The following is an 11,012-nucleotide window of genomic DNA, read 5'->3' on the forward strand; positions in this document are numbered from 1 at the left end:
TTCGTCTGGAGAAAACGTTTTATGAAAATTGTTTCTCGTGACCAGTGGTTCGAAGTGAAATCGCTCAGCGACGGCATCCGCTTGATCCACGAGCCGTACATCCGCCCCTTCTACCGCTGCAACCTCTGGCACATCCAGGGCCGTGACAAGGACCTGCTGCTGGACAGTGGCTCGGGCCTGGTCAGCCTGCGCGAGCAACTGCCGTGGATCACCGAGCGGCCGCTGGTGGCCGTGGCCAGCCACTGCCATTTCGATCACATCGCCGGTCATCATGAGTTCGCTGAACGGCTGGTGCATCCGGCCGAAGCGGACATTCTGGCCGCACCGGATGGCGACAACGACTTGAGCAAGGCCTTTGTCGGCGACGACATGTTCGAAGCCCACCCGGATTGCCCGCTGTGCTACGCCGAATACCGGGTCAGAGCCGCACCAGCCACGGGGATTATCGAAGATGGAGATGTGCTGGACCTGGGCAACCGTGTGTTGCAAGTCGTGCACACGCCGGGACACTCGCCGGGGGGCATCTGCCTGTACGAAGCCGCCACCGAGACCTTGTTCAGCGGCGACATCATCTACGACGGCCCGCTGATCGAAGACGCCTACCACTCCAACCTCGATGACTACGCGCGCAGCCTGCAACGCTTGCGTACGCTGCCGATCCGTACAGTGCATGGCGGACATTTCGGCAGTTTTTCCGGTGCGCACTTGCGTAGCATGATTGACGAATGGCAGCGCTCACACGGCTGAAGCCTGCTGTACTCAACGGCAGGAACTGTACCGGCACAAAGAGCCCCCCCCTCCTGGAAGAACATTCATGAAAAAAGCTGCCGTTCGCGCTGTCGTGCATCGCTACATCAGCCGCCTGCTGGAAAGCCGGGATGACTTCGACGACAACGCCAGCCTGGCGCAGTTGGGACTGGATAAGGAAGATATCGAAGAACTGATCTTCCATCTGGAAGATGAGCTGGGTGTAACGGCGTTTACCGCCGAGGAAGACCGGATACTGAAATCCGCCAGGACGGCGAATGATTTGAGCCGGTTTTTGCTGGAGATTGGGCGGCATTGAGGCTGGGTTGCCAAATGCGCAGTCTCTGACAATCAGGATTGAATGGCAGCATGCTGTTCTGTGGCGAGGGGGCTTGTCGGAACAAGCCCACCCTCACTAGCGATCCGGAATCTGCTTTACCGGCGACGCTGCTGGCGTCGGCGCTGTTCGTCATCAGTACGAATAGGCACGGGTTGCAGAGGCGGCTCGATCAAACCGAGAGCAACGCCCAGGTCATGCAGCCAGTTTTGGATTTTCTCTTTCATGGTGCCCCCTTCAGGGTAGTGCCGAGCGGCCAAAATTCTGAAGCTCGTTCGCACTGATAATAGTCCGAAGTCCTGCGCAATGCTCGTGCAAAGTCGCAATGATCTGTTACTGAATCCATCACAATCAGCCTGTGTTCAGGCAATTTCCTGCGCCTGCAGCGGTGTCGGCGGAAAAACCACCTGTTGCTGCTCGATCCATGCATTCAGGTTGGCTCCGACCATGCCCTTGCGCCACATCAGCCAGGTGGTTGCGCTGGCGAACGGCTCGGCCAACGGATGCACCGCCACACTCTCACGGCCCGGCAAACTGGCGAGCATCGACTCCGACATCAGCGCCACACCGGAACCGGCAATCACACACGCCAGCATGCCTGGATAGGACTCGATCTCCATCGCCCGGCCCATGGCCGCGTGGTCATGGGCGAACCAGGCTTCCAGACGCATGCGGTAGGAGCAACCCTGACGAAAGGTAAACACCGCGCGCCCTTCCACATCCAGCGCACTGCGCACCGGCGGATGATCGGCCTCGCTGATCAGCACCAGGCGCTCGTCGCACAAGGGAACGCCGTCGAGCCCGGCCAGTTCCATGGGGCCATCCACCAGCGCCGCATCGAGTCGACCGGTGAGCAGGCCTTCGAGCAATTCCCCGCTGGGGCCGGATTGCACTTGCAGGTTCACGGCCGGATACAAGCGGTGATAGCGCGCCAAAAGCCCCGGAAGGTGAATCGCGGCGGTGCTGTACATGGTGCCGAGCACGAAGTCGCCCGCCGGTTGCCCACCCTGCACCGCCGCGCTAGCTTCATCGCGCAAGGCAAACAGCTTGGCGGTGTAGTCCAGCAAGACTTTTCCCGCAGGCGACAGCTGCAAACGCTGACGTTCGCGCAGGAACAGTTCGACGCCGAGTTGCTCTTCCAGCTGTTTGAGCCGGGTCGACAGGTTCGACGGCACCCGGTGCAGCCGTTCGGCGGCTCGGGTTATCGACCCTTCTTCGGCCACCGCCTGGAAGATGCGCAATTGGCTGAACTCCACAACACTCTCCAAAACAGAACAAGTTACTCACTATTATTCATTTTTAAAGAAAGTCAATCAGTCCTAGCCTGACGGTCATTGATCCTCTGAACGGAATCCAGACCATGTCCCCCCTGATTCGCTTATCCGCCTGTTTCATTGCCCTGATGATGGCCATGGGCATCGGCCGTTTTGCCCTGACACCGCAACTGCCGCACCTGCTCAGCGAAGGTCAGGTCGACCTGACCGCCGCCGGGCTGATTGCCGCCGCCAACTACTTCGGCTACTTCATCGGCGCGGTGGACGCCATGTTTTCCCGGCGTCCCGCGCAAGTGCGCCGGCGCTTGCTCGGCGGATTGTGGCTGTGCGTGCTACTGACCCTGGCTTCGTTCTGGGCCAATGGTTTCTGGTCACACCTGCTGCTGCGCTTCGGCACCGGTGTGGCCAGCGCCTGGGTGCTGGTGATGATCACCGCCTTGAGCCAGCCGCTCGCGGCAGCGGCCGGTCGTCCTCGGCTCGGTGCCCTGGTCTTCGCCGGACCGGGCCTGGGGATTTTTCTGACCGGTTTGTTGGCCCTGGGTTCGAACCTGCTGGGCCAGACATCCGCCACCTTGTGGCTGGTGTACGCCGCTGTAGGTCTGGCGATGCTGCTGGGGATCCTGCCGTTCCTGCCACAACCGGTCGCCACCGCGACTGCTGCACCCAGCGCCAGCCCGTCGCCCACTCAAGGCATCGGTCGCCTGGGCTTGATCTATGCCTTGTACGGATTGGGCTACATCATCCCGGCGACCTTTCTGTCGCAAATGGCCAACGCGCAATTCCATGGCCAATGGCAGGCCGACCTGTTCTGGCCGTGCTTTGGCCTGGCGGCGGCAACCGGTGTGGTGCTGGTGAGTTTGCGTCGGCAGAAGCCCGACGCCACGCGTCACTGGTTGATGGCGACGTTATGGCTGCAAGCCGCTGGCGTGTTCGCCTGCCTGCTGGGCAACGGGCCAGGCCTGGCGCTGGGTGTGATCCTGTGCGGCACGCCGTTCCTGGCCTGCATGCAACTGGTGATGCAACGGTCCCGGGAACTGGCACCCCACGCGACCCAACGCAATGCCGGCCTGCTGACGGCCTGCTTTGCCGTGGGCCAGCTCAGCGGGCCATTGCTGGCGGCGCTAAGCAGTCATTTCAGTGGCGGATTGCAGCCGGCACTGGTGGTCGCCGGGTGCGGCTTGCTGATCGCTGGCGGTCTGTCGCTCGCGCCGGTCAGTGCTGCCCGAGGGCTTGGCGCAAACGACGGCGCAACCACTGCTCAGCGCTGACAAAAGTGATGCCCGCCAATACCAGCACCGCACCGATGATAAAGTTCAGGCTCAGCGCCTCGCCCAGCAGCACCACACCGAACGTGACGCCGAACAACGGCGTCATGAACGAAAACACCGCGAGGTTCGCTGCCAGGTAACGGCGCAGCAGCCAGAACCAGACCAGGTAACTGAAGAACGACACGACCACGCCCTGAAACAGCACACTGGCGACTGCCACGGAAGTCAGGCTGACATGGGTGATCTGGCCGCTGAGCAACGCGATCAACAACAAACCGAAGAACCCGACTATCAACTGATAGAACAGCGTCAGGGTCACCGGCGCTTCCGACAGCCGCGAGGCGCGCACCACCACGGTGGTCGCGCCCCAAGCCGCGCCCGCCAGCACACCGAGGGCATCGCCCATCAACATGCGGTAATCAAGGTTGTCCCAGGACACTCCGCCGGCAAACGCGATGGCAATCCCGATAAAGGCCAGGACAATCCCCAGCCATTGCAAGGGTCGCAAACGCTCACTCGGCAGCAACCAGTGCACACCCAAAGCAGTGAAGATCGGCGCGGTGTAGAGAAACACTGACATGTGCGCCGCCGTGGTCAGTTGCAGGCCTTCGGAAATGAAGAAGAACTCCAGGCCGAACAAGGCACCGGCCAACAAACCACCGCGCCAGGTCGTACCCACCTGGTTCCAGCCGCCCTTCCAGCAGATCAGCAACCCGACCAGCAACGCCGACATACCGGAACGCCCGGCTGCCTGCATCACCGGCGCGATGTCGGCCGCCGCCCACTTGATCATTACCTGTTGAACGCCCCAGACCAGGCACAACCCGACCATCACTTGCAGGGCAAACCCGTCGGCGCTACGCCGGGTGACGCTCACTGGAACACCTCGAAGACACAATCCATGGCAAAGACTCGGCAGTAAAAGCAAAACCCCGGCCTTCTCACTGGAAAAGAAAACACCGGGGCGAAAAATCAGGTTGTCGATTATTAACCAGAAGGCCAGAAAATGCCGCCTGCCAGAGACCTCTACTTCTCTGCCTGCGTCACTCTGGCTCTCTGTAGTGTCAGAACATCAACTGAGTTCGATGCGATCGGCATGAATGACAATCTGGCCATTCTTGTACAAGGCACCAATGGCCTTCTTGAAGTTGCCCTTGCTGACACCGAACAGGCTGCTGATCAACGCCGGATCGCTCTTGTCGCTGACCGCCAGGGAGCCGTTGTTTTCGCGCAGTTTGGCGAGGATCTTCGAGTTCAGGCTGGTGGCCGCTTCCTGACCGACCGGCTGCAGGCTCAGGCTGATCTTGCCGTCGGCGCGAACTTCCTTGATGAAGCCCTTTTCTTCTTTACCGGCGCGCATGAACTTGAAGATTTCGTTCTTGTGGATCAGGCCCCAATGCTTGTTGTTGATGATGGCCTTGAAGCCCATGTCCGTGGCTTCGGCCACCAGCAAATCCACTTCCTGGCCTGCGGTGTAGTTGGCCGGGGTCTTGTCCAGGTAGCGGTCCAGGCGCGCGGTCGCGGTGATGCGACGGGTGTGCTTGTCGAGATAGACGTGCACCACCACATACTCGCCCGCGGTCATCTGGCGCTTCTCTTCGGAGAACGGCAGCAACAGGTCTTTCGGCAACCCCCAATCCAGGAATACGCCGATGCTGTTGACTTCAACAACTTTCAAACTGGCGAACTCACCGACTTGAACTTTCGGCTTTTCAGTAGTTGCGATGAGTTTGTCATCGCTGTCCAGATAAATAAAAACGTTGAGCCAGTCTTCATCTTCGCTAGGAATATCTTTTGGGATATAACGATTAGGCAGAAGGATTTCGCCATCCGCGCCACCGTCCAGATATAAACCGAAGTTAGTGTGTTTAACCACTTGCAAACTGTTGTAACGCCCGACTAAAGCCATGTCCAATACCCTCATTGCGTGGGCGGCATTCTACTCGGTTTTGAGCGCTGCGTTCGGTACGCGGCCCGGTGGCGCGCGAAAATCCTCTGGAGGCCCTGATTTTTCCGGGTTTTCATCGCAAACCTGGCCGCTCGTCAGACCGATCCGGGCATTTACGCCATGCCCGGCAAGCGCAACGCGGTATTTTTTCCGGCAATGTTCTTAGTTAAAACAGCGGCTTAGACACCTATTTCGAATATCGGCCGATGATTAATTACCCCGACTGCAGGATTATTGCGAGGGGATATTTGCCAAGCAATTACCGGGTAATTCCTGTACGATGCCTGGCCAAGTTAATTTTCTACAGGTTAATGGCCGCCATGCGCGTAAAAGCATCCACCAGCAAAGCAAAGCCAGCTCCAGCCGTCGAAACCAGCGAATCGATCAACAGCCAGATCGCTGCGTTCCTCAAGTCCGGCGGTGAAATCCAGCAAATTGCCAAAGGCGTCAGCGGCCAGACATTCGGCCCGTCCAAGCAGATCACCCTGGGCAAAAAGTAATCCCCCGCTTCACCTGGTCCCAAAGCGCTTTGAACTTCGAAGCGCTTGGACTGGAACCCTCGTTTCTTCCTCGCGACACCCCATCAAATCCTGTGAAAATCGACGAGCAACTGCAGTTGCCCGGCTGAACTGCCAGACTCATCCTGGGTTCACATAAGAATCAGACCCCGAAGACTGGCTATCGCAAGGATTCGCCCATGTCCCGCTGGTTCAAACACATTGCCGTTGTGCTGACCATCGCCCTCACCCTCGGCGCGTGCAGCCGCATAGGCCTGGCCTACCGCAACCTCGACGTGATCATCCCGTGGACGCTCAGCGACTACCTGGACATGAACGGCGAGCAAAAAAGCTGGCTGAACGTACGCCTGAAGGAACACCTGAGCTGGCACTGCACCACCCAATTGCCCGGCTACCTCGACTGGCTGGACCGCCTGCAAACCATGATCGCGACCAACCAGATCACCGATGCCGCCTTGCGGGCCCGCGCCCGTGAAGCCGAACAGGCGATCGCCGAGACCGCGCGGGAAATCACCCCATCGGCCATCGAGTTGCTGCAGGGGCTGGATGACAAGCAAGTCGCCGAGATGAATGAAGCCTTCGCCAAGGACCAGCGCAAGCACCAGGAGGAATACCTCAAGCCCTCCCTCGACCTGCAGATCAAGGAGCGTGGCGAACGCATGGAAAAGCGCCTGAGCGACTGGCTCGGGCCACTCAACAGCACCCAGCAACAGCGAGTCACCAGCTGGTCGAACGCCCTGGGCGACCAGAACTCCCAGTGGATTGCCAACCGTGTGCATTGGCAGAAACAGTTCAGTGCGGCGGTCGCGCAACGCCAGAGCCCGCAATTCCCACAACGAATCGAAACGCTACTGGTCAATCGTGAGCGATTGTGGACCCCCGCCTATCGTCAGGCCTTTGCCAACACCGAGGCCCAGGCGCGCTCGCTGTTCGTGGACCTCATGGCTGAAAGCACGCCAAGCCAGCGCGAACGTCTGTTGAAGAAAATAGAGGGCGTGAGGAAGGACTTCAGCGATCTGAAGTGCTTGAAAGCAGCGAAACAAGGCTAAGTGCTACACAAATCCCATGTGGGAGCGAGCCTGTCTCAATACCTGTAGCTGGCTCTTACTCACGACCGACCGGCGGTATGTCGAATTCCACACAAGCCAAACGACTAGGCTGTGTAGGTCACCTCCCAGCCCCACGCAGGAGAACACAGCATGAACATCCAGAATCACCCCGTCGTGTCGCGGGAAGAATGGCTCGTCGCCCGTAAACAGCACCTGGTCCGCGAGAAAGCCTTCACCAGGGACCGGGACAAACTCAGCGCCGAACGCCGCGCCCTGCCCTGGGTGAAAATCGGCAAGGACTACCGCTTCCAGGGCCCCAACGGCGAACTGAAACTGGCGGACCTGTTCGGCGGCCGCAGTCAGTTGGTCATCTATCACTTCATGTTCGCCGAGGGCTGGGACGAGGGCTGCCCCGGTTGCTCGTTCCTTAGCGACCACATCGACGGCGCCAACCAGCACCTGGCCCACCACGATATTGCAGTGGTGGCGGTTTCCCACGCACCGCTCGCTGAATTCCAGGCGTTCAAGCGGCGCATGGGCTGGAGGTTCGATTGGGTGTCGTCAGCAGGATGCGATTTCAACTACGACTTTGGCGTCTGTGCCCGAGCCGAAGACGTCGCCGCCGGAAAGGCCACGTACAACTACGAAAAAACCGACGGCTCCGAGGAAGAACTCCCCGGCCTCAGCGTGTTTTATCGCAATGACGCCGGGGAAATTTTCCATACCTACTCCACCTATGCCCGGGGCCTGGACTTGCTGGTCGGCGCCTACAACTACCTCGACCTGACGCCCAAGGGCCGCAATGAGGACGAAATCATGGAGTGGGTGCGGCATCATGACAAATATGAGGAACAGGAGAAGTCGAGCTGCTGCCACGGCGGATAATCATCAGACATAAAAAACCCGGACACTGTCCGGGTTTTTCTTAAGTCACCTGCAACGACTTACTCGGCCGCCGGCGCTTCCGGCTTGCGGCGCTTGAGCGGGGCCATGCCGTCCTTGCTGACCAGGGAATCGCTCTTCGGCCGGTTGGCGCTCTTGCGCTTGGTCGGAGTCTTGGCGGCAGTTTTCTTCTTGTCGCCCTTGGCGTCGGTCTTTTTCTTCTTCACGCCGACGGCCTTGCCCGAGGCCTTGACCTTTTTCGGTCCGCCGTAGGTGCCTTTGACTTCCTTGATGGTACGACGCTCGAAGCTCTGCTTGAGGTAGCGCTCGATGCTCGACATCAGGTTCCAGTCGCCGTGGCAGATCAGCGAGATGGCCAGGCCATCGTTGCCGGCGCGGCCGGTACGACCGATGCGGTGCACGTATTCGTCGCCGCTGCGAGGCATGTCGAAGTTGATCACCAGGTCCAGACCGTCCACGTCCAGGCCACGAGCGGCGACGTCGGTGGCCACGAGAATTTTCACGCCACCCTGCTTCAGGCGGTCGATCGCCAGTTTGCGATCCTTCTGGTCTTTCTCGCCGTGCAGCACGAACGCTTTGTATTCCTGCGCCACCAGGCGGCCGTAGATGCGGTCGGCCATGGCGCGGGTGTTGGTGAAGACGATGGCCTTCTGGTAGGTCTCATTGGCCAGCAGCCAATTGACGATCTGTTCTTTGTGCTGGTTGTGGTCAGCGGTGATGATTTGCTGGCGAGTGGTGTCGTTCAGCTGGCTGACCGCGTTGAGTTGCAGGTGCTCAGGGTTGTTCAGGACCTTGGCAATCATCTCGCGCAGGCCGGAACCGCCAGTGGTGGCGGAGAACAGCATGGTCTGCTGACGATTCGGGCATTCGTCCACCAGGCGTTGCACGTCTTCGGCAAAGCCCATGTCGAGCATGCGGTCGGCTTCGTCGAGCACCAGGACTTCGACTTCCTTGAGGTCGAGGTTGCCGGCGTTCAACTGCTCGATCATCCGGCCCGGTGTACCGATCAGGATGTCCGGCACCTTGCGCAGCATCGCGGCCTGGACCTTGAAGTCTTCGCCGCCGGTGATCAGGCCGGACTTGATGAAGGTGAACTGCGAGAAGCGCTCAACTTCCTTCAGAGTCTGCTGGGCCAGTTCGCGGGTCGGCAGCAGGATCAGGGTCTTGATGCTGACGCGGATTTTCGCCGGGCCGATCAGACGGTTGAGGATGGGCAAAACGAATGCAGCGGTTTTGCCGCTACCGGTTTGCGCCGTCACCCGCAGGTCACGCCCCTGGAGCGCCAGCGGAATGGCCGCGGCTTGCACAGGCGTTGGCTCGACAAATTTCAGCTCGGCCACGGCTTTGAGCAGGCGTTCGTGCAGGGCGAATTGGGAAAACACGGGTGCTACCTCGAAGAAATGCAAAAAAACAGCTGCATAGGGTAACGGTTTCGAGCGCTCAGGCCGAGTTTCTTTATACAAATGGCGGTAAAGAGTTGGTTTTTTGTTGCCTGATTTTGCCCCAAACGTAATACAAAGCGTCTTAAATGCTCTAATCGCCCCTCGCGCTCTACAGAAGAATCGTTTCAACCATGGATATCAAACAGCTCTGGATCAACGTCCAAGACCTTTGGGGCGCCCTCGACCAGCACCCGCTCGTGCACTCCAGCCTGTCGCTGCTGTTGCTTTTGGCGCTGGCGCTGTTCCTCGGACGGGTGGCGCGTTACCTCATTTTGCACGCGACCAAAATGCTCGGCCGCCAGCCGGCGTTGCACTGGGTCAATGATTTCCTGCAGAACAAGGTGTTCCATCGCCTGGCGCAGATCACGCCTTCGGTGGTGATCCAGTTCGGGCTCAATCTGGTGCCGGACCTGAGCAAAACCAGTCTGAAATTCCTGGGCAACGTGGCGCTGTCCTTCACCTTGCTGTTTCTGCTGTTGGCGGTCAGCGCCCTGCTCAATGCCCTGCTCGACATCTACGCCCGCACCGAACATGCCCGCACCCGCTCGATCAAAGGCTATGTGCAACTGGCGAAAATGGTGTTGTACGTGTTTGGCGCGATCATCATCGTCGCCACACTGATCGACCGCTCGCCGCTGTTGCTGCTGTCGGGTCTGGGCGCCATGTCGGCGGTGATTCTGTTGGTCTACAAGGACACGCTGCTGTCATTCGTCGCCAGCGTGCAGTTGACCAGCAACGACATGCTGCGGGTCGGCGACTGGATCGAGATGCCCCAGGTGGGCGCCGACGGCGATGTGGTGGACATCACCTTGCACACGGTCAAGGTGCAGAACTTTGACAAGACCATCGTCTCGATCCCGACCTGGCGCCTGATGTCCGAGTCGTTCAAGAACTGGCGCGGCATGCAGGCTTCCGGTGGCCGCCGAATCAAACGTAGCCTGTTCATCGACGCCAGCGGCGTACGCTTTCTGCGTGACGACGAGGAACTGAAACTGTCCCAGGTGCACCTGCTCACTGACTACATCACCCGCAAACAGGCCGAACTCAAGGCCTGGAACGAAGCCCAGGGCAACGTCGCGGCCATGTCGGCCAACCGCCGGCGGATGACCAATATCGGCACGTTCCGCGCCTATGCGCTGGCCTACCTGAAGAGTCACCCGGAAATCCAGACGAACATGACCTGCATGGTCCGCCAGATGCAGACCACGGCCCAGGGTATTCCGCTGGAAATCTACTGCTTTACCCGCACCACGGCGTGGGCCGATTACGAGCGGATTCAGGGGGATATTTTCGACTACCTGCTGGCGGTGCTGCCGGAGTTCGGGTTGAGCCTGTACCAGCAGCCGAGTGGTACGGATTTACGGGCCGGGCTGCTGCCGGCGGTGTTGGGTGCGAGTCACATTCCCGAAGCCGAAAAACGCATGATGTAACCCCACAAAAAACAAATGTGGGAGCGGGCTTGCTCGCGAAAACGGAGTGTCAGTCGACATCAATGTTGAATGACCCACCGCATTCGCGAGCAAGCC

At 59.5% G+C, this 11,012-nt stretch carries 12 protein-coding genes; 7 read left to right on the plus strand and 5 right to left on the minus strand.

Going from position 1 to position 11,012, the window contains the following annotated elements; all coding sequences use genetic code 11:
* Positions 1–21 precede the first annotated feature (21 nt).
* Together ACCD00_RS20595 and ACCD00_RS20600 are read left to right on the plus strand one after the other, a co-directional pair.
* On the plus strand, positions 22–747 hold the full coding sequence (locus ACCD00_RS20595) for an MBL fold metallo-hydrolase (RefSeq protein WP_413427292.1): 726 nt from the start codon (positions 22–24) through the stop codon (positions 745–747).
* 67 nt (positions 748–814) lie between these two features.
* On the plus strand, positions 815–1,066 hold the full coding sequence (locus ACCD00_RS20600; RefSeq protein ID WP_413427293.1) for an acyl carrier protein: 252 nt from the start codon (positions 815–817) through the stop codon (positions 1,064–1,066).
* A 116-nt stretch (positions 1,067–1,182) separates the two neighbouring features.
* Here ACCD00_RS20600 and ACCD00_RS20605 read toward each other — a convergent pair whose 3' ends face one another.
* Both ACCD00_RS20605 and ptrR read right to left on the minus strand, forming a co-directional pair.
* Positions 1,183–1,311 carry a PA1414 family protein gene (locus ACCD00_RS20605; protein WP_007914492.1) on the minus strand — a complete coding sequence of 43 codons (129 nt, stop codon included), beginning with the start codon at positions 1,309–1,311 and terminating at the stop codon, positions 1,183–1,185.
* A 135-nt stretch (positions 1,312–1,446) separates the two neighbouring features.
* Positions 1,447–2,340, minus strand: a complete 894-nt coding sequence (gene ptrR / locus ACCD00_RS20610) for a putrescine utilization regulator PtrR (protein WP_413427294.1) — start codon at positions 2,338–2,340, stop codon at positions 1,447–1,449.
* 104 nt (positions 2,341–2,444) lie between these two features.
* Between ptrR and ACCD00_RS20615 the strand changes: the two genes are divergently transcribed.
* Entirely contained in the window at positions 2,445–3,626 is a 1,182-nt protein-coding gene (locus ACCD00_RS20615; protein ID WP_413427295.1) for an MFS transporter, read from the plus strand.
* On the opposite strand, the gene ACCD00_RS20620 is transcribed toward ACCD00_RS20615, so the two are convergent.
* Both ACCD00_RS20620 and ACCD00_RS20625 read right to left on the minus strand, forming a co-directional pair.
* Positions 3,571–4,503 (minus strand): DMT family transporter, encoded by a 933-nt coding sequence (locus ACCD00_RS20620; protein WP_413427296.1) that lies wholly within the window; start codon positions 4,501–4,503, stop codon positions 3,571–3,573. The genes ACCD00_RS20615 and ACCD00_RS20620 overlap by 56 nt on opposite strands.
* A 195-nt stretch (positions 4,504–4,698) precedes the next feature.
* The gene (locus ACCD00_RS20625; protein WP_095944601.1) at positions 4,699–5,535 is read right to left on the minus strand and encodes a S1 RNA-binding domain-containing protein; all 837 of its coding nucleotides are present in this window, start codon (positions 5,533–5,535) and stop codon (positions 4,699–4,701) included.
* Positions 5,536–5,885: 350 nt separating this feature from the next.
* Between ACCD00_RS20625 and ACCD00_RS20630 the strand changes: the two genes are divergently transcribed.
* From ACCD00_RS20630 to ACCD00_RS20640, 3 genes are all read left to right on the plus strand, one after another.
* The gene (locus tag ACCD00_RS20630; protein ID WP_015096330.1) at positions 5,886–6,074 is read left to right on the plus strand and encodes a hypothetical protein; all 189 of its coding nucleotides are present in this window, start codon (positions 5,886–5,888) and stop codon (positions 6,072–6,074) included.
* Positions 6,075–6,271: 197 nt separating this feature from the next.
* Positions 6,272–7,141, plus strand: coding sequence for a DUF6279 family lipoprotein (locus ACCD00_RS20635; protein WP_413427297.1), 870 nt, complete (start codon positions 6,272–6,274; stop codon positions 7,139–7,141).
* A gap of 150 nt (positions 7,142–7,291) precedes the next feature.
* Positions 7,292–8,026, plus strand: a complete 735-nt coding sequence (locus ACCD00_RS20640) for a DUF899 domain-containing protein (protein WP_413427298.1) — start codon at positions 7,292–7,294, stop codon at positions 8,024–8,026.
* Positions 8,027–8,085: 59 nt separating this feature from the next.
* Here ACCD00_RS20640 and ACCD00_RS20645 read toward each other — a convergent pair whose 3' ends face one another.
* A complete protein-coding gene (locus ACCD00_RS20645; RefSeq protein WP_008018231.1) occupies positions 8,086–9,426 on the minus strand; it encodes a DEAD/DEAH box helicase in 1,341 nt (446 codons plus the stop codon).
* Positions 9,427–9,617: 191 nt separating this feature from the next.
* Here ACCD00_RS20645 and ACCD00_RS20650 point away from each other — a divergent pair, with 191 nt between their 5' ends.
* Positions 9,618–10,916, plus strand: coding sequence for a mechanosensitive ion channel family protein (locus ACCD00_RS20650; RefSeq protein WP_413427299.1), 1,299 nt, complete (start codon positions 9,618–9,620; stop codon positions 10,914–10,916).
* Positions 10,917–11,012 lie beyond the last annotated feature (96 nt).

This window comes from Pseudomonas sp. Pseusp3, assembly GCF_047304225.1.
Taxonomy (GTDB): domain Bacteria; phylum Pseudomonadota; class Gammaproteobacteria; order Pseudomonadales; family Pseudomonadaceae; genus Aquipseudomonas; species Aquipseudomonas fluorescens_CD.